The 19496-nt window shown below is 64.6% G+C and carries 16 protein-coding genes; all 16 read right to left on the reverse strand.

All coding sequences use genetic code 11. The features are described from left to right. Positions 1-356 precede the first annotated feature (356 nt). On the reverse strand, positions 357-2450 hold the full coding sequence (locus GT019_RS00615; protein WP_161740166.1) for a HelD family protein: 2094 nt from the start codon (positions 2448-2450) through the stop codon (positions 357-359). A gap of 203 nt (positions 2451-2653) precedes the next feature. Beyond that, entirely contained in the window at positions 2654-3484 is an 831-nt protein-coding gene (gene trpA / locus GT019_RS00620; RefSeq protein ID WP_161740168.1) for a tryptophan synthase subunit alpha, read from the reverse strand. Then, a complete protein-coding gene (trpB, locus tag GT019_RS00625; RefSeq protein ID WP_161740170.1) occupies positions 3432-4718 on the reverse strand; it encodes a tryptophan synthase subunit beta in 1287 nt (428 codons plus the stop codon). Before trpB ends, trpA begins: the two co-directional genes overlap by 53 nt. Before the next feature lie 189 nt (positions 4719-4907). Further along, positions 4908-5879 carry a sugar-binding transcriptional regulator gene (locus tag GT019_RS00630; RefSeq protein WP_161740172.1) on the reverse strand — a complete coding sequence of 324 codons (972 nt, stop codon included), beginning with the start codon at positions 5877-5879 and terminating at the stop codon, positions 4908-4910. 167 nt (positions 5880-6046) lie between these two features. After that, entirely contained in the window at positions 6047-6325 is a 279-nt protein-coding gene (locus GT019_RS00635; protein WP_161740174.1) for a DUF1294 domain-containing protein, read from the reverse strand. A 159-nt stretch (positions 6326-6484) separates the two neighbouring features. Further along, the gene (hrpB, locus tag GT019_RS00640; RefSeq protein WP_161740176.1) at positions 6485-9067 is read right to left on the reverse strand and encodes an ATP-dependent helicase HrpB; all 2583 of its coding nucleotides are present in this window, start codon (positions 9065-9067) and stop codon (positions 6485-6487) included. Between the two features lie 262 nt (positions 9068-9329). Next, complete coding sequence (locus tag GT019_RS00645; protein ID WP_161740178.1) at positions 9330-10043, reverse strand: adenosylcobinamide amidohydrolase; 714 nt, start codon at positions 10041-10043, stop codon at positions 9330-9332. Between the two features lie 14 nt (positions 10044-10057). Beyond that, positions 10058-11677, reverse strand: coding sequence for a cobyric acid synthase (locus GT019_RS31500; protein WP_201755174.1), 1620 nt, complete (start codon positions 11675-11677; stop codon positions 10058-10060). Then, the gene (gene cobD / locus GT019_RS31505; protein ID WP_201755175.1) at positions 11674-12822 is read right to left on the reverse strand and encodes a threonine-phosphate decarboxylase CobD; all 1149 of its coding nucleotides are present in this window, start codon (positions 12820-12822) and stop codon (positions 11674-11676) included. The genes GT019_RS31500 and cobD overlap by 4 nt, the downstream gene beginning before the upstream one ends. Before the next feature lie 34 nt (positions 12823-12856). Further along, positions 12857-13666 (reverse strand): adenosylcobinamide-GDP ribazoletransferase, encoded by an 810-nt coding sequence (gene cobS / locus GT019_RS00655; RefSeq protein ID WP_201755176.1) that lies wholly within the window; start codon positions 13664-13666, stop codon positions 12857-12859. After that, entirely contained in the window at positions 13648-14628 is a 981-nt protein-coding gene (gene cbiB / locus GT019_RS00660) for an adenosylcobinamide-phosphate synthase CbiB (protein ID WP_161740180.1), read from the reverse strand. The genes cobS and cbiB overlap by 19 nt, the downstream gene beginning before the upstream one ends. Before the next feature lie 5 nt (positions 14629-14633). Further along, positions 14634-15236: a bifunctional adenosylcobinamide kinase/adenosylcobinamide-phosphate guanylyltransferase gene (gene cobU, locus GT019_RS00665; RefSeq protein WP_161740182.1), complete on the reverse strand. Its 603-nt coding sequence runs from the start codon at positions 15234-15236 to the stop codon at positions 14634-14636. 87 nt (positions 15237-15323) lie between these two features. Further along, positions 15324-16379 (reverse strand): nicotinate-nucleotide--dimethylbenzimidazole phosphoribosyltransferase, encoded by a 1056-nt coding sequence (cobT, locus tag GT019_RS00670; protein ID WP_161740183.1) that lies wholly within the window; start codon positions 16377-16379, stop codon positions 15324-15326. Then, positions 16376-17188, reverse strand: a complete 813-nt coding sequence (locus GT019_RS00675; RefSeq protein WP_161740185.1) for a heme ABC transporter ATP-binding protein — start codon at positions 17186-17188, stop codon at positions 16376-16378. Before GT019_RS00675 ends, cobT begins: the two co-directional genes overlap by 4 nt. After that, positions 17185-18222, reverse strand: coding sequence for a FecCD family ABC transporter permease (locus tag GT019_RS00680; RefSeq protein ID WP_161740187.1), 1038 nt, complete (start codon positions 18220-18222; stop codon positions 17185-17187). The genes GT019_RS00675 and GT019_RS00680 overlap by 4 nt, the downstream gene beginning before the upstream one ends. A gap of 1 nt (position 18223) precedes the next feature. After that, a complete protein-coding gene (locus GT019_RS00685; RefSeq protein ID WP_235946589.1) occupies positions 18224-19336 on the reverse strand; it encodes an ABC transporter substrate-binding protein in 1113 nt (370 codons plus the stop codon). Positions 19337-19496: the final 160 nt, after the last annotated feature.

The raw sequence follows: 19496 nt of genomic DNA on the forward strand, positions 1-19496 counted from the left end.
TCCTTTTGCCGAGATGATCTTCTAGCGTAAGAAGTGCCGAGCGGCACTCGAGTCATTAGCATAGCATAATTCGGCGCCGGCTGTCGTGACCGTTATCGGGGCATTTGGTCGTATTCGTTGCTTTCGTTCCGCCGATGTCGCGAAGGAACCGCCGCGCCGGCGCAGCCTTACGCTGACGGCATCGCCCTTCGTCTTCTTCGCCGCATGCCGACAATTCAAATCATAACGGGAGTGCCTCGTTCGAAAAAGAGAAATTCCCCGCGGCGCATGTTCTTGTTGTCGCGGACGCTAAAAAGTCCGCCTGCGCGAGGCGGACGGACGGAACGATTCGATGGGCAAACTTCTAACGGCATTCGCTAGACGACGGCCGCCGGTTCCGCGACCAGCGAGGTCAGCTCGCCGCAGTAGAGGAGCTTCAGCTTATGCAGCGCCCGGGTGCACGCGACGTACAGCAGCTTGGCGTCGTTGGCGCCGAAGCGCTCGCCGTCGGCATCGGCCACGAGCACGGCGTCGAACTCCAGCCCCTTGGCCAGGTAAGCGGGCACGACGGTAAGACCGCCGCCATAGGCTTCCTGCTTGCTCTGGACGAGGGAAGCTTGAATCCCGGCACCGTTCAACCGCTCCGCGATGGCTTCGCAGGAGCGAATATTGCGTCCCAGTACGGCGACCGTGCGGTAATCGCCGAATTGCTGCCAATCTCTCACGGTCCGCTCGACTTCGACCAGGCGTTGCTCGTCGGATTCCAGCGCCACGACGTCCACGGCCTCGCCGCTCCGGAAGACCGGCACGGCCGGCTTCACGCCGTCGCCCATGCCGCCGAGCACGCGGTTGGCGAAATCGATGATCTCCATCGTCGACCGGTAGCTGCGGTCCAGCTCGAAGTAGCCGGTGTCCGCCTGCGGGAACAGCGCCGTCAATTCGGCCCAGCCGTGAATGCCGGCATATCCGTGAATCCCCTGCTGCAAATCGCCCAGCACCGTCATCGACGGCTGGCGCTGGCACTGCTTCAGGGCTTCCAGCTGGAACGGCGAGTAATCCTGCGCCTCGTCGATGACGATATGATCGTAAGGCGAGCCGTCGAAGCCGTTCAAGCGCACTTGGATGTAGACGAGCGGAGCCAAGTCCTCCGGCCAAACGAGCTTTCCCTTGAGCAGCTTGGCCGTCGCGGCGCAGCTCTTGGCCGGCAGCAGCGATTGGGCGGCGGATTCGCCAAGCAGCGCGCCGTACAGCTGCGCCGCCGTCGGCGAAGGGATTTTCTTCGCATAGGCGGTCAGCTTCGCGTTCAGCTTCGACTTCAGCTTGGCGTCCGTCAAGCGGCGCGCTTTCCATTCCGATTCCAGCCAGCGCTTCAAACGGCTGACAAGGCGGGCGCGGCGCTTCATGTACGGCTCGCCGATGTCATCGGTCGCGAGCCATTCCGCAATCATGGCGGGGGTTACCCGCCAGCCGGCCATCGGCTCGAACGGCTCGCCGGGTATGAGCGAGGCTTCCGTGTGCGCCAGCTTCGCGTCGATGACCGATTTGAAATCAAGGCTGCCCTTGATGCGCCCGGTCGACGCCAACAGCTCTTCGCGCGTCCGCGGCTGCTCGAACCAATACGCCATCGGGTCGTACGCCTCGTCGAGCCGAACCTCCTGCCGCAGCTGCTCGAGCGCCCAGTCCGCGAACGTCGTCTGCTGGATATCGCCGACGCCGAGCTCCGGCAGCACGCCGGAGATATAATCGAGGAACATGCGGTTCGGCGCGAAGATGACCATGCGGTCCGCGCGTATGCTGCCGGCGTACCGATACAGCAAATAAGCGAGGCGGTGAAGCGCGACGGTCGTCTTGCCGCTTCCCGCCACCCCTTGGATAAAGACGGCTTTGTTCTTGTCCGTCCGAATGATGCGGTCCTGCTCCTGCTGGATCGTCGAGACGATGTCGCGCAGCTTGTTGTCCTTGCTCTCGCCGAGCCGGTAGAGCAGGAATTCGTCCGTGACGCTCTCGTCCTCCTGCCCCCGGACGTAGCTGTCGACGACGCGCTCGAGCTTCCCTTCGCGCACCATCAGGTTGCGCTTCAGATGCACGGTCCCTTCCACGTCGCCGTCCGGCGATTCGTAGGCGACCGGGGCTTCCCCGCCGCTGAAGGCATAGAACAAGCTCGCGACGGGCGCGCGCCAATCGACGACCAGCACTTCGTTCGACTTCTCGTGGGCAACCCCCGCTTTGCCGATATAAAGCGGCTTCGGCGCGGGATGCGCTTCTTCTTGAAAATCGATGCGGCCGAAATACGGCTCGCGCTCGGCGACGGTCAGCCGCTGTTCCCGCTGCTCGCGCTGAAGCTCGAGCATTTGCTCCGTAAAATCGTTCCCGGTGTACCGCGGTCCGATCTCGCGCAGCTGCTTGCGAATGCTGCGCAGCACCTCGTCGATGCGCTTCGCCTCTTCTTGAAAGGCACTTTGAACGGTCATGTCAGTTACCTCCCTCTGCGACAGCAAGCCTCGCGCGTCGTCCGCGGCCCGCGCTGCCCCCGAATTGCGAATGAAGGCGGCGAAAGCCGCATTCGCATGCGGCTTGGTCTGATCGTATTTGGTATGCGGATATGCGCTCGCTAGGAGCATGAGTTCACAATATAGCATACGCCGTAAACCGCTGTCAATCGGTGCCGAGCCGTCTAAGAGGCAGCTCCGGACAGCGATTTCAGAAACCGTTCGACGCCGGGAAGCCCTTCCTCTTCAAGCAGCGTGAGCAATCGGGTGCCGATGATCGCGATATCGCTTTTTCCCCGAAGGAAAGCGACGTCTTCCGCATGCTGGATGCCGAAACCGACGGCGACCGGCGTCCGCGCGACGGCGCGGACGCGGGCCAGGAACGCGTCCGTCTCTTCGCCGAAGGTCGTCTTCGACCCGGTGACGCCCTTGCGCGCCGCGCAGTAGAGAAAGCCGCCCGTTTGGCGGGACAGATACGCGAGGCGCTCATCGGACGTGTACGGCGTGACGATCAGGATCGGCTCGACGCCATGCTCGCGGCAGGCTTGGAGGAAATCGTCGCTCTCCTCCGGATACGCGTCGGGCACGATCAGTCCGCGGATGCCGATGTCGGCGCAGGTCCGGACGAACGCTTGAATGCCTTGCCGAACGACGATATTGTAATAGGTCATGAAGACGAAGGCGATGCCGGGAAAATCCGCCACCACCTTGCGGGCAAACCGCAGGCACTGTTCCGTGGTCGTTCCGTTCTCGAGCGAAGCTTGGTTCGCCTTCAGAAACACCGGCCCGTCCGCGATCGGTTCGGAGAACGGCAGCTGGAGCTCCACGATCTCCACGCCGTTCTCGTGGAACAGGCGAATCATCTCGTAGTTGGCGTCGAAGTCCGGATACCCGAGAATTTGATGCGTCATCAACTGGATCGGTTTCCCCGCAGCCGCGGTCCGCGCGATGCGTTCGGCAAGCTCACCCGTTGTACTGCTGATGCTTCCGCTCGATAAAGCCGTTCCATTCTTCATCCCGCAACCCCTCCGCTACATTGAATATATCTTTGTCGCCCCGCCCGGACATGTTGACGATGACGATCTCCGACGCCGACGTTTCCTCGATATGCTTGAACAACCCGGCGAACGCGTGCGTCGATTCCAACGCGGGAATCAGCCCCTCTGTTCGCATGACGAGCTGCAAGGCCTCGACGACCTCCGCGTCGGTCGCCGCCTCGAAACGGACGCGCCCGCGCTCGGCCAGATCCGCCAATATCGGCGATACGCCCACGTAATCCAACCCCGCGGCGATGCTGTACGTATCTTTCATTTGCCCGTCCCGATCCTGCAAAAACATCGTCTTGTAGCCCTGCGCGATGCCCGGCGACGCTTCGCCGTAGACGAGACGCGACGCATGCTTGCCCGAATCGCGGCCCTGCCCGCCCGCTTCGACGCCGACCAACTGCACCTCGTCGTGGGGGTGAAACGCTTGGAACGCGCCGAGCGCATTCGATCCGCCGCCCACGCAGGCATAGACCCGGTCCGGCAGACGGCCCGCCGTGCGCAGAACCTGCTCCTTCGCCTCGATGCCGATGATGGACTGGAAGAAGGAGACGATCGCGGGAAACGGATGCGCGCCGGATGCCGTTCCAAGCAGATAATGCGTCGTCTCGAAGCTCGACACCCAGTCGCGCAGCGTCTCGTTGATCGCGTCCTTTAGCGTCCGCGAGCCGTAATCGACGGCGACGACCTCCGCGCCCAGCCGCTTCATCCAGAACACGTTGGCGTATTGGCGTTCCATGTCCTCGCGCCCCATGTAGATGGTCGCGGACATGCCGAGCTTGGCGGCGACCGTCGCGGTCGCCACGCCGTGCTGGCCGGCGCCGGTCTCGGCGATGAGCCGCGTTTTGCCCATGCGCTTCGCGAGCATCGCTTGGCCGAGCGCGTTGTTCAGCTTGTGCGCGCCGGTATGGTTCAGGTCCTCGCGCTTGACGTAGATCCGCGCGCGGCCGAAATGCGCCGTCAGCCTGTCCGCGTGCGTGAGCGGCGTCGGGCGGCCGGAATAATCCGTCAGCAGCGCGGTATAGTCCTGCCAGAACGACGCGTCCTGCTTGATCGCCTCGAACTGCGCCGAGAGCTCCGCGAACGCCGGAACCAGAATCTCGGGGATGAACGTGCCTCCGTAATTGCCGTAATACCCGTTCTCCGGCGCGAGAACGCGGGTCGCGCCGGGAATCGCATTATCGGCTGCTATTGGTTCTGTTGACATGGGATGCGTCCTCCTTCGTAACGGTTAGCGTGATGAACTTGGGCTTGTTGTTGTCGGTTGTACGGACGACTGTACGTCTGTCTGTAAGAATGTACGGCTGTACGGTTGTACGGCTGAATGTTTCATTAATGGCGCAGACGGGCAGCTATTCAATCCAGCCTTACCAGGTCCGGTCGGCACGGCGTGAATTCAGTTCGTTCCTCCGCCTTGATGGAACGCCAGGACCGCTCTGGCCGTCGCCGCGTCGGTGACGAGGATGTCGATCCATTTGCCGCGCAGCGCCGCCGTTATCGCCTTCACTTTGCGTTCGCCGCCGGCCATGCCGATCACCGTCGGAATCGCCCGGAGCTCGGAGGCCGACAAGCCGATCCACCGTTGCCGTTCCGGAAAATCAAGCTCCCTGCCTTCGGCGTCGATGAACGAGGCGCACAGATTCGCGGCCGCGCCAAGCGCCTCCAAATCGCCGACGTCAGCCGGATTCATGCTGCCCGACTCCACCATCGTCGCCTGATCGTCCACTTCGCCGATGCTGATCACGGCTACGCGGCTTTGCCGGGCGAGCTGGAGCACCTTGGCGATCTCCGGCTCCTGCCGCAGGAGCCGCCCCGTCTCGACGCTGGCAACGGTGGCGGGCGCATGCATCATCCAATATTTCGCCTTCAGCCTGTTCGCGAACGCCATCGTGTTGGAGTTGGCATGCCAGTTGCCGCCCTCCGAGCCCCAGCCGCCGATGAGCGGCACGAACCGCAGTTCTTCGCGGGCGAAATAATCAAGCTCCTCCGCCGCGCTCGCCACGGTCCGGCCGGCCATGATGCCGACGATATCCCCGTCCATCAGCACGGATTCGAGCAACGCGGCGCCGGTCCGTCCAAGCTGCGCGCGCAGCTTCGCCGGATCGCCCGCGGACGCATCGATGATGATCGCGTCCTGGATGCCGAAGGTTTCGGCGAAGCGCTTCTCCAGCTCCTGCTCGCCGGAGAACGGATTCTGAATCGTGATCCGCACGATTCCCTCGTTCTTCGCGGCCGTCAGCATCCGGCTGACATGCGGCCTCGATATGCCGAGCCGTTTGGCGATCTCCTGCTGATTCAAGCCGTCCTCGTAATAGAGCTGGCAGATCTTGACGAGAATCCGGCGGCGTTCCAGGTTGATTTCGCTCATGATTTATCCGATCGCCACCTTTTTAGTACATATGTACATAGCATAAACATTTGTTCTTCATTGGATTGAGTATACCCCAGAGTCCCGCCCGTGTAAACCGGATTCAAGCGACGAAAAACGCCGCGGACGAAGAATGGTTCTTCCCCTGCGGCGTTTTCGTTGCAGCGTTATAAGGTTTCCAGCCAGACAATGACGGCGATATGGACGAGCAGCATGATCGGAATGCCCGCGGCGAACGCGGGGTGCTTCGTCTTATGCCGGAACAACCGCATGGCGGCGAAGGCGCCGAGCGCGCCTCCCGCGGCGCTGGCGCCCAGCAGCCTGCGTTCCGGAATCCGGTGCCTGCGGTCCTTCACGGCCCGGATCTTATCGATGCGCATCAGCGCGAACGCGTAGATATTGAGGATGACGAGGTAGATCGCAACGAGTTTCTCGATGGGCAACATATGAAATTCTCCTTTAGGATCGCGGGCTGCCTTGACGGCAGGCTGGATGCGTGCTTGCTGTTTCCGTGCTGCGGACGGCGAGGCGTTTGCGGCATGACCGCCGAAACGCTGGCTTACGCCAAAGCGCTGGCTGAACGCCGAACGAAGCGACGAGGCCGCTTACGCTTGCGGCCTCGGCTTGGCCCGGTTCGTTGCCGGCGCCTCGAGCGGATTGTCCGGCCAATAGTGCTTCGGATACCGGCCCTTCAGATCTTTCTTGACGTCGAAATACGCGTGTTCCCAGAAGCTGGCCAAATCCTGCGTCACCTGCACCGGGCGATGCGCCGGCGACAGCATGTGGATGGTCACGGGCAGCTTGCCGCCCGCAATCCGCGGCGTCTGCCGCAGGCCGAACAGCTCCTGGAGGCGGACGGCCAGCACCGGCGCGGCCGGATCGCCGTAGTCGAGCGGAATGCGCGAGCCGCTCGGTACCGTCAGATGCGTCGGCACCTCCTTCTCCAGCAGCTGGCGTTCCTGCCACGTGAGCAGCGATTCCATGATCGCGGCCATGGAGAGGCGCGACAGGTCGTTCCGGCTGCGCATGCCGCCGACGTACGGACCGAGCCAGTCCCGGATCGAATCGATCAGCGCTTCGTCGGAGACATCCGGCCATTCCGGATTATGCGCATGCATGAGATTCATCCGGTCCCGCAGTTGTCTCGCTTGCTTGGACCACGGCAGCAGCTCGAGGCCCTGCTCCGCGATTCCGCCGAGCAGCGCTTCGGCGACGAGTCCCGGATCCGCATCGGCAAGCTGCGATTCCTTCAGCACGAGCGCCCCGAGCCGCAGCCTCCGTTTCGCCCGCACGGCTTCCGCCTGACGCTCCCATTTCACTTCCGTCTCCGATTGGATCTGATCGGCAAAATACGCGAGCAGCTCGTCCAGCCCGAGCGGGGCCGCGAGCAGGATTCGGCTGTCGCTGCCGCTGTCTTCCAGCTCGGCCGTCGCCAGATACGGCGCCGCCGACAGCGGCTGCAGCTCCTGCACGGCGGCTCCCCGGCCGCCCCTGAGCAGGAAGCGGCCGTCGCCGCGCCGCTGGGCGATGCGGTCGGGGTACGCGAGCGCGAGCAGCACGCCGCAGGCGGCATCCGGCTGCGGCGGAGCGGCAGACGAGGCGCCGGAAGCTCTGCCGTCCGGGCTCGGCGATATACCCGCCGCGCGCATCCATTCGCGCGCCTCCGCGACGAGCCGCTGGACCGCCGCGGGATCGGCGGCTTCGCCGGCGCCGCGGCCATGCAGCGCGTCGAGACGCAGGCGGATATCGATGCTGCGCGTGCTCCGCAGCAGATCGCGGTCGCCTAGCAATACCGCGAGCTCGCAGGCAAGCGCGCCTAGGCCAAGCGGCTTCGCCTCCAGCACCATATGGGCGAGGCGCGGATGCATGCCGAGCTCCGCCATCGCCTGCCCGTGCGCCGTCGGCTTGCCGCCGGCATCCAGCGCGCGCAGCTCGCGCAGCAGCTCTACGGCTTGCGCGTACGCCGCGGCGGGCGGCGGGGACAGCCACGCCAGCTCGCCGGGATCGGCGTTGCCCCAGATCGCGAGCTCGAGCGCAAGCGGCGCCAAATCCGCGCCGAGCAGCTCCGGATCGCTCTGCGGCTTGAGCTGGCGCTGCTCGCCTTCCGTCCATAGGCGATAGCATACGCCCGGCGCCTCCCGTCCGGCACGGCCGCGGCGTTGATCCGCCGAAGCCGCCGATACGGGCACCGTCTCGAGCCGCGCCATGCCGGTTCGCGGGGAGAAGCGCGGAACGCGGCTTAACCCGCAGTCGACGACGATGCGCACGCCTCGAACGGTAACGCTCGATTCCGCGATCGAGGTCGCAAGCACGATTTTTCGTTCGCTGCCCGCCACGGCCGAGACGGCCCTGTCCTGCGCTTCCGGAGGCAGCGCGCCATAGAGCGGCAGCACGGCAACGCCCGCCTCCAGCCCCGGTCCGCGACCGTTCGCGCCGCCGGACTGCGCCGCGCGCAGCAATCGCTCCACCCGGCGGATCTCGCCCGCGCCGGGCAGGAACACGAGCGCGTCGCCTTCATGCGCGCGCATCGCCTCCAGCGTGCAGCGAACGACGGCGTCCTCCATTCGGCCAACCGTCGGCTTCGGCGCATACACCGTCTCGACCGGGAACGCCCGGCCTTCGCTGACGAGCAGCGGCGCGCCGCCCAGCAGGCGCGCGACCGGCTCGGCTTCGAGCGTCGCCGACATCACGAGCAGCCGCAGCTCCTCGCGGAATAAAGACTGCGCCTGCAGGCACAGCGCCAGCCCGAGATCGCCGTGCAGATGCCGTTCGTGAAACTCGTCGAAGATGACGAGCCCGACGCCGTCGAGCGACGGATCCTGCTGCAGCATCCGCGTCAGCACGCCTTCGGTAATGACTTCGATCCGCGTGCGCGGACCGACCTTCGTGTCCATTCGCACGCGGTAGCCGACCGTCCCGCCGACCGCTTCCCCGAGCGATGCCGCCATGAACCGGGCAGCCGAACGGGCGGCCAGCCGACGGGGCTCCAGCATGAGAATGCGCTGCCCGGCAAGCCATGGCGCATCGAGAAGCGCAAGCGGAACGCGGGTCGTCTTGCCCGCGCCCGGCGCCGCCACCAGCACCGCCGATGGCCGGTTCGCCAACGCCGTCCGAAGCTCCGGAAGCAGGTAGTCGATCGGCAGATGCCCCCGGGCGGCAGCGTTTTGGTTATCGTCATGATCGTTCATCGCCTAATCCCCTGTCCTGTCTTTTCCTATGCTCCATTATAGGGACTTTACGGCAGACCCGTCAAAAAGCGCCGGGTAGCCCGAACGGCCCGACAAAAAAGCGCGCAAACCGTTCGGTCTGCGCGCTTGGATTCCGGCTTGCCGTCTTTCGCTTGACTTCGGCTTGCTATTAACCGCTTGAATTCATGGTTTGCTTTTGCAGCAACAGTCTACTTCATCTTGACTCGTCCCCGTTCCGTCGAGACGCGGAAGCTTCGAACGGTCAAGCCTCGCCCTGCGTGCGCACGGCTTCCGTCACCGTATCGTATACGAGGCGGCCGATCGCGTCCCCGAGCTGCGTCGCCGCGCCGGCGTACAGATGCGTGCGTCCATGCCGGTCGGTCTGACTGGAGGCGATCACGATGGCATCCGTCGTGGTCCCCGTCGCGGGCCGGCCGTGCAGCTTGTCCAGCACGCCGCAGTCCTGCAGCGCCGCCGCCTTGGCTTCGGTCGCCGTGATGACCGCGTTGACCATCGCCGCCGCCGTCAAATTCCCGTCAATGAACAAGAATTGGTTGACCGTCCCCGGCTCGTAGGCCGGATACGTCTCGCGGGTCAGACCGGCGCGCGCGGCGTTCCCGGTCCCGGCCGTCGTGCAGCATAAGAGGCTGAACGCCTCGCCCTCCGACTCCAAGACCGACGCGTGCGACAGCTTCGCCGCGGTCAGAAATCCGATCGTCGTATGCGGCGAATATCCCCAGGCGCTCAGCATCAATCCGAAATCCCGGGCGGGGTCGGCGCAATCGTAGCTAAGCGGCACCTTCCAATTGATGAACCGATAGGCGCTTCCGTAACCGCCGCCGTGCACCGCGCTGCTTAAGGTGAGATAGGCGTCTTCCGTTTTCAGCACTAAGCGGTCTTCCTCGCAGCGAATGGAAATGCCGGGGCAAAGCGCGGATTGAAAGGACGCCGTTCCTTTTCGAAAAGGTTGACTCATCGCCCTCCTCCTCTCTATGAAGTTAGTCCGATGATGCGCTTCAGCCGATCGATGTCGACATGCTGCCGTACATGAGCGGCCAATCGCGCGAATGCCTGCTCCCGCAGCTCGCCGACGCGGATGCCGCCCTCGAGCGGAGCCATGCCCCTAGCCATGCGAAGCCGGTTCAGCCAGCCCCGGCGAAAATCATCATTATGCAGCACGCCGTGCAAAAACGTCCCCCACACGCGTCCAGCTTCGTCCGCGCAGCCTTCGGGCGCATAATCGGCCGCGGACGATTCTTCCGCCATGCGGCTTTCGCGCAGCCGGAACGGCCGGCCGGCCGCCGGCGATGCCAGTCCCGCTGATTCGGCCACCCAGGCCTGACCGCGCCAAATCACCTGGCCGGTATGAATTTCATAGCCCGACACGGGGAATTCCACCTGCCAGCCTGGCATGGCGGCATATCCTTCCGCCCGGACCGTGCGCTTCTCGGCCGCGAACCGCACGTCGAACGGAAACCAGCCGAAGCCCGGCACTTCATCGCGATCCGATTCCGTATGCAGGGGATCGAGCAGCCGCTCGCCGAACATCTCGTAGCCTCCGCACAGTCCGGCGACATGGCCTCCATCGCGTTTGAAGCGATCCAGCTTGTCCGCCAGTCCGCTCTCGCGCAGGAAGATCAGGTCGTCGACCGTGTTTTTGCTGCCCGGCACGATCACCGCATCCGGTTCGCCCCACTGCTCGGCCCTCGCGATAAAACGCACCGCAACGTCCGGCTCGGCGCCCAGCGGATCGATATCGGTGAAATTCGAGATATGGGGCAGCCGGATGACGGCGATATCCAGCTTGCCGGCGCGGCGTTCCGGCCGGCGTCCCGACGAGTCCGCCGCCGCCGCGATGGCCGTATCCAGCGAGAGGGAATCCTCGTCCTCCAAGCCGACGTTCGGCAAGTACGGCACGACGCCGAGAACCGGCTTGCCCGTCCGCGCCTCCAGCCAGTCGAGGCCCGGCTGCAACAGCGTGACGTCGCCGCGGAACTTGTTGATGACGAAGCCGCAGACCCGTTCGCGCTCATGCGGCTCCAGCAGCTCGAGCGTCCCGACGATCGCCGCGAACACGCCGCCGCGGTCGATGTCCGCCGCCAGCACGACCGGAGCGTCCGCCCAGGCCGCCGCCCGCATGTTGACGATATCGCGGTCCTTCAAGTTAATTTCCGCGGGGCTGCCCGCTCCCTCCAGGACGACGACGTCGTAGTCGTCTCTCAGCCGCCCGAGCGCCGCTTGAACGATCGTGCCGGCTTCCGCCAGCACCTCTTCGCGGTAGACCCGCGCTTCGAAGTCGCCGAGGGGCTTGCCGTGCACGACGACTTGCGACACCATCTCCTTCTTCGGCTTGAGCAGGATCGGATTCATGTCGGTCGTGGCGAGAATGCCGCAGGCGTCCGCCTGCATGCCCTGCGCCCGGCCGATCTCCTTGCCGTCCCAAGTGACGTATGAATTCAGCGACATGTTCTGCGATTTGAACGGGGCCGTCCGGTAGCCGTCCTCCTTCAGAATGCGGCAAACGGCCGCGGTCAGCAGGCTCTTCCCGACATCCGAGGCCGTACCTTGGATCATGAGCGTGCGCGCGGGGCGGTAATCGGAACGGCTCATTCGCATTCGGCCTCCCTGCTCGCCGCCTGCGGGTTCGTCGATAGCAGCTGCCGAAGCTGCTCCAGCAGCAACTCGTTGTCGGGCCGCAGCCGGACCGCCAGGCGGAAGTACCGTTCATCCAAACCGACGAAATGCGCCGCGTCGCGAATCAATATCCCCTTGAACCCCAGCGCCTCCTGCAGGCGCGCGGAGGTCCAGCTTCGCTTGTCCGGGAAGGCCGACAAGACGTAATTAACCGAAGCGCTGCCATAGGTAACCAAACCAAGCGCCGCCAACTCCGAGCGCAGCCATTGACGTTCCTCCCGCAACCACGCGATCGTGTCGCGCGCGTAGCGCGTATCCTCCAGCACGGCTTCTCCGATCTGCTGGGCGAGCGAGTTCACGCTCCACGGCACCTGCAGCGCCGCGAGCCGACCGATCAGCGCAGGATGCGCCGCCATGTACCCGAGCCGGATGCCGGGAATCGCGTAAAATTTCGTCATCGACCGGATGACGATCAGCCCCTCGCGCGAGGCGGCGTCGCGCAGCACGCCAAGCTCCGATTCATTCGCGGCGAAATCCATGAACGCTTCGTCCACGGCCACCGTTTCGCCTTCATCCAACAGCTCCTTCACGATCGCCGCGTCGACGACCTGTCCCGTCGGATTGTTCGGCGAGCCCAGAAACCACAGCGTCTGCCCGCCGCGCAAGCCCGATCGCCGCAGCTGCGCGAGCTTCTCCCTCACCGCTTCGGGCGTCAGGCGAAATCGTTCTTCGGCCCGCAATTCGATCGCTTCGACGTTTGCGCCGTTCTTGACCGCCGCCTCCCGATATTCGCTGAAGCAGGGCTCCGCGAGCACGGCCGCTTTCGGCCGCATCGACCGGAACAGCAGGTCGATCAGCTCGGCGGCGCCGTTGCCGACGAGCAGGCTGTCCATCGGCACGTCGTGATGCCGCGCAAGCTTGTTGCGCAGTCCGCGAACGGCAGGATCGGGATAAATCATGATCGCGTCCCCGTAATTCCTAAGAAGCTCGAAGACGCCGGCGGGCGGACCGAACGGATTCATGTTCGCGCTGTAATCGATGAATTGCCGGGGACCGCCGTTCGCTCCGAACAGCTCCCGGGCGGTTGCCCAATCTCCGCCGTGACCGTAGCGCTCCAACATCGTACCACTCCTCCCGTTAATTCAGCTCTCAACGCTAACTCACTTGCAAAACGATAACGAACAACAGCATCGCCTCGAGGATCTCGGCCATCGCGCCGTACGTATCGCCCGTCAATCCGCCCAACTTGCGGGTCAGCCAAGCGGCGAGCGCGGCGCCGGCCGCGACGGCAAGTCCCGCCGGCAGCGCGATTGCCGCCAGCCAGCCGATTGAAGCGGACGGTATCGTCAACAGGCACGCGACCGACATCGCCGCCTGGACGATTGCCGCGGCGACGGCATGTCGCGGCTTGACGTCCTTGAACAGCGCAGCCATGCCTTCATCGGCCCGCGCGAACGGCCAGCATGCCATGGCGGCGACGACCCACAAGCGGCTTAGGCCGCAGCCCAGCGCCAGCAGAGGCGCTTCCGCCAGCCAATCCTTCCCGTCGTCCAACCATGCCGCGAGCAGCGAGAATTTGAACAGCAGCAGCATAATCGCGGCCAGCACGCCCATGGCGCCGACGCGGCTGTCCTTCATGATCTCGAGCATCCGTTCGCGGGAACGATGGCTCAGCACCCCGTCGGCCGTATCCATCAGCCCGTCCACATGCAGCCCGCCGCTCAGCAGCACCCAGAATCCCAGCAGCAGCACCGCCGCGGGCATGGACGGCATATGCCCGTCCAACAATGCGCCTGCGGCGGCAACCAGACCGCCGATGACGCCCCCTACGACCGGATAATAGACCGTGCTCCGGGCCAGCAGCTCCGGCGTGAACGGAATCGACGCCGGCACCGGAATGCGCGTCAACAGTTGAAATGCGGCCCCGGCCGCCTGCAGCTCCCGTCTCAGGAAACCCATCGCCATGCGGCGACCACCCCCGCAAAACAAAATAAGCTCACGATATACAGCAGCCTGACGGTCCGCACGATATCCCGAGCCTCGATCGGCCGAAGCGGCCAGCCCATCCTGGCGCGTTCGCTGACCGCCCCGAAGTACACGTTCCGTCCGCCGAGCTCGATGCCGAGCGCGCCCGCGGCGGCGGATTCCGGGATGCCGCCGTTCGGGCTCGGATGAAGGCGCGCGAACTGCCGCACGGCCCGGAGCGCCCTGCCGGCCGACAGGCCCGGCGTGATCCAGGCGGCCGCGGCCAGCAGCAAGCCGCTTATTCTGGCCGGTATGTAATTCAGCGCGTCGTCGAACCGGGCGGATGCCCAGCCGAACCGCGCATAACGTTCGTTCTTGTAGCCGACCATGGAATCCAGCGTATTGGCCGCGCGGTACAGCATCGCAAGCGGAGCGGCCCCGAGCACCGCGAACAGCAGCGGCGACAGGAAGGCGTCCACGGTGTTTTCAGCGACCGTTTCGATGGCCGCGCGGGCCGTCTCCTGCTCGCCCATCGCCGTCGTATCGCGGCTGACGATATAGCCGGCGTATTTGCGGGCTTCGTTCAAATCGCCCGCGGCAAGCGGTCGGAAGACGAGCATCGCCGCGTCCTTGAGCCCTTTGACCGCCATCGTCGTCGACATCAGCCAAGCCGACGCGGCATAACCGAGCCACGGATGAATCCATGCGGCGAGCCAGCATATCCCCGCGGTCGCGGCCGCCGAGACGAGAACCGTCGCGACGGTCAACAGCACGCCGCGCCTTTTCAAGGCGATCGGCGTCAGGCGTACCCCCTCCGGGCGGAGCACCCGCTCCAGCCACGCGATCATCCGCCCGATCAGAATGACGGGATGCGTGATCCATCTGGGATCGCCGACGGCCCAATCGATCGCGATCGCGGCAGCCGCGAGCAGCAGCGTTTCGTGCAGGGAATAGAACAACATCCCGATTAATCCTCCTCCAGGCGAAACGCGTGCTTCTTCAGATCCAGCGGGATGCCGGCCACGACGAGATAGGCTTCCTCGCAGGTCGCGGCGAGCTTGCGGTTCAAGCGGCCAGCCTCATCGCGAAAACGCCTTCCGAGCGGGTAGGCGGGCACGATTCCGCTGCCGACTTCGTTCGTGACGAGCAGCAGCGGCCCGGTATAGGCGGCGACGGCGGCGGTCAGCTTATCCGCTTCCGCGTGCAGCTCCCCGTACGTTCCCGTATCCTGATCGCCATCGCCCTGCTTGCCTGCATCCAACCGCAGAAGCCAGTTCGTCAGCCATAGGGTCAAGCAGTCGACGAGCACCGCGGGCCGTTCGCCGCCGTCGTTCTGCTCGCGTTCGAGCTCGCCCAGCAGCTCCGCCAGGGCGAGCGGCTCCTCGATCGTCCGCCAGCGATAACCGGATCGTTCGCGCATCGACCGATGCCGCGCCGTCCGCTCCTTCATCTCGTCGTCCCAGCTCTGGGCGGTCGCGATATAGATGCCATGACCGGACAGCTTCATCGCATACGCTTCGCCGAAGCCGCTCTTGCCGCTTCTCGCCCCGCCCGTTATGAATATCGCCATTTCGCTCGCCCCGTTTCCGATATCGTTCCGTCCGCGCCCGCAGGCCGGACTCGTAATCCTAACGGCAAGTGTTCGCGCGGAACGAGCTTACTCTCTCGACACCCCGGCGCTTTCGAAGGTCGCCATTTCGCGCATCACGCCGAGAGCCGCGTCCACCAAATGAAACGCCAGCACGGCGCCCGTTCCTTCTCCGAGACGCATCTCCAAATGGATCAGCGGCGTGAGGCCGATGCGCCGCAGCAATCCGGCATGTCCCTGCTCGTGCGAGAGGTGGGAGCCGAGCATGAATGCGGCCGCTTTCGGAGCGATGGCGGTCGCGACGAGCGCGGCCGCGGAAGAAATGAAGCCGTCGACGACGACGAGACAGCGGTTCGCCGCCGCGCCTAGAATGACGCCGACCAGGCCGGCGATCTCAAGCCCGCCGACCTTCGCCAACGCGTCGATGGGATCGGACGCGTCGGGGCGGTTGAGGGCGATCGCGCGCTTGACGACATCGACCTTGTGCCGGCGGCGCGCTTCGTCGATCCCCGTGCCGAGTCCGACCGCCTCGTCCGCCGGCAGGCCGCCGAGCACGGCGCAGAGCGCCGCGCTCGCCGTCGTATTGCCGATGCCCATATCGCCCGTCGCGAACATCCGGTAACCGTCGGCCGCTAATCCCGCGACGAGGTCGAATCCGCCCTGAATGGCGGCTTCCGCATCCGCGCGCGACATTGCGGCTTCACGCGTCATGTTCGCCGTTCCGTTGCGCGTCTTGCATACGATAAGTCCTTCGTGCATCAGATCCGCATTCACGCCCATATCGACGCAAAAGACGTCCGCGCGGGCGCCTCGCGCCAGCACGTTCACCGCAGCGCCGCCCGCCAGGAAGTTCAACACCATCTGCGGCGTTACCTCCGCCGGGAACGCGCTGACGCCCTCTTCGCATACGCCATGATCGCCGGCCATGACGATGACGGCGCGCTTGGAGAAATCCGCGCCAATCTCCCCGGTTATGCCCGCGGCCTGAACGGCGATGCTTTCCAGCCGGCCCAGGCTCCCCGGCGGTTTCGTCAAGCTGTTCAGGCGTTGTTCCGCGGACGCCATGCCCGCGGCGTCCAGCTCGCCGATTTTTTCAATGCATGCCGTCAATCGTTCTTCGCTCATGAACTCGCTTCCTCTCTTCTCTCTTCGGCTGGCGGGACTTCCGGCAGCAGCAGCAGCTGCGGCACGCCGGTTTCGGGATGCGGCAGCACGACGGTCCGGGCGCCGAAGACCCGCTCTATCAAATCCGGTTGAACTACCTTGGAAGGCGGTCCGAACGCTTCGATGCCGCCGCCGTGCAGCACGAGCAATTCGTCGCAATAATGCGCCGCCAGGTTAAGATCGTGCAGGACGGCCACCACCGTCAACTGCCGCTCCGCCTGCCAACGCTTGACGGTATCCAGCAGCTGCACCTGGTAACCGATATCCAGATAAGTCGTCGGCTCGTCGAGCAGCAGCAGCTCCGGCTCCTGCGCCATCACTTTCGCGAGCGCGACGCGCTGGCGCTCGCCGCCGCTCAGGCCGTCGACCCGGCGATCCTGCAGCTCGGCTAGCCCCATATCGCGCAGCGCCCGCTCCACGACCCGCCCGCCTTCGGAGGCCTCCTCGCCGAGCCAGTTTTGGTACGGGAACCGCCCCATCGTCACGGCCTCGCGCACCGTGAAGCTGACGGCCGGCAGTCCGCCCTGCTGAAGCACGGCGACCCGTTTGGCCAGCTCCTTGCGCTTGTATGCCGAAGCCGGCTTGCCTTCCAGCAGCGCCTGTCCCGCAGTGGGGCGTTCCATGCCGGAGAGCAAGCGCAGCAGCGTCGATTTGCCGGCGCCGTTCGGACCGATAATGCCGTACATGGCGCCTTTGCGCATCGCGAAGCTCATCTCGTTCAATATCGAATGGCCGGCAATCGTCATCGCGAGTCCCTTCGCCTCGATCATGACGCACCTCCTTGCAGCACCTTGCGCCGATAGAGCAAATACGCGAAGAAGGGCGCGCCGATCAAGGCCGTCACGATGCCGAGCGAGATTTCCTTCGGACTGAGGGCCGTCCGCGCGAGCGTGTCCGCCCAGACGAGGTAAAAGCCGCCGCCGATCGCGGACAACGGCACGATAATCCGGTAATCGGGTCCCACGATCAGCCGGATCAGATGCGGCACGACCAGCCCGACGAAGCCGACGACGCCGGCGACGGAGACCGCGACCGCGGTAAGCAGCGTGGAGACGAGCAGGACGATCAGCTTCGTGCGCTCGACGTTGACGCCCAGATGCGCCGCATGCCGCTCGCCGAAGACGAACAGATTCAGATGCTGCGAATACCGGATCAGCACCGGCAATCCCACGACCAAGAAAGGCGCGACGAGTTTCGCGTGCTCCCAGCTTCTCGCGCTGAGGCTGCCCATGAGCCAAAACATCGCTTCGTTCACGACGTTCTGCGACAGCGTCACCAGGAACGAGACGAGCGCGCCGAGGAAAGCCTGCACGATCACGCCCGACAAGATCAGCGTCTCGACGTTCATGGCGCCCCTGGCCCGGGACAACGCGAACACGATCAGCAGCGTAACCATGCCCGTGGCGAAGGCGACCAAAGGAACGGTCCAAAGGCCTAGCGCCGTTTGCAGCCCGAACACGATCATGAAGGCGGCGCCTACGGAGCAGCCCGAAGCCACGCCGAGCGTGAACGGATCCGCGAGCGGATTGCGCAGCACGCCCTGGAAGCCCGCTCCGGCCAAAGCCAAGCAGGCGCCGACCAGCACGCCCAGCACGACGCGCGACAGACGGAGCTGCGTCACGATGGCGATCTCCGCGGCATCCCACTTCGTGCCGGCATCCGGCATCCATGGCAGCTGATGCAGCAGAATGCCCCACACGTCCTTCAGCGCCAAGCCGGCCGAGCCGATCGACAGGCTGATGACCATAGATGCGAGTAAGAGGAGCATCGCTGCTCCTCCATACGCGTATAATTTCTTCCGCATCTTAGTGGAACAGATCCGGATGCAGCTTCTTCGCGACTTCCAGCAGACCGTCGGCCAAGCGGGGACCGACGCGCGTCAGCGGATCCTGATCGACTTCGAATACCTGTTTATTCTTGATGGCCTTGATCGCATTCCAGCCCGGGCGCGATTCGATCGCCGCGAGGATCGGGTTTTTCTCGCCCTCCTTCACCGTCATGGACGCGTAAATGATCTCGTCGGGGTTCGCCTTTACGACGGCCTCCGGATCGATCTCGTACCAATTGGGCTCCGTGGCGATGTTCGTGCCGCCGGCCAGCGTGATGAGTTCGTCCAGAAACTCGCCCTTGCCGACCGTCCAGCCCGGCGAAAATTCCAGGTACACGTTCGGCTTCTGCGCATCCTTGACCGTATCCGCCACCTGCGTGCGCACCTGTTCCATGTGCTCGGCGACCGCCGCCGCTTCGTTCGCTTTATCGAGCACCGCGCCGATCTGCTTCACCTTCTCGATTACCGCGTCGTAGGTCTTGGGATCCGACGCATAGACCGGCAGCTTCAGCGCGCGCAGCTTATCGACGACGGCCGAGCTCATGCTGTACGAAGCGAGGATCAAGTCCGGCTTGAGCGAGACGATCTTCTCGATATCCGCGTTCATGTCGCCGATCTTCGGCTTATCCGCCGCTTCCTTCGGATAATTCGAGAAGTTGTCCACGGCCGCGACCGCATCGCCCGCTCCGAGCGCGTAGACGATTTCCGTCTCGCTCGGCACGAGCGTCACGATCCGCTGCGGCGCGGCCGCGAACGTCAGCTCGGTACCCGTGACGTCCTTGACCGTGAGCGGGTAAGTCGTGGCTTGCGGACCTGCCGCGGCGACTTCGTTCCCGGCGGCCGTGCCATTATCGGCGGCTGCTTCATTGCCGGCAGCCGCATTATCGGCCGTCGCCCCGTTGCCGGGCGCGTTGTTGCCGGCAGCCGCATTGGACGCATTGCCCGCCGCCGCATTGTTCGTCGCTCCGCCTTCGTTCGTTTTTTGCGTGCCGCAGGCCGTCGCGAGCAGCAGCAGCGCCGCCGCCAGCAGGACGAAGGCGACATTCCTGATAGCAGATGATTTCCGTTTCCATTCCCGTTTCATGTTCATCGTTCTCTCTCCCGTTCTTATCATCTTATGCCTCTACTTCTTCGCCTTCACTGGTTCCCGCAACAAAAAAAGCATCTCCGACTGCAGTGTCAGAAATGCTCATGTCCCAATGAACGGCGGCAATAAACGCTCCGCGGACGGAAGCGGCGGAATTCGAGTT

Source organism: Paenibacillus glycinis (assembly GCF_009909185.1).
Lineage (GTDB): Bacteria > Bacillota > Bacilli > Paenibacillales > Paenibacillaceae > Paenibacillus_Z > Paenibacillus_Z glycinis.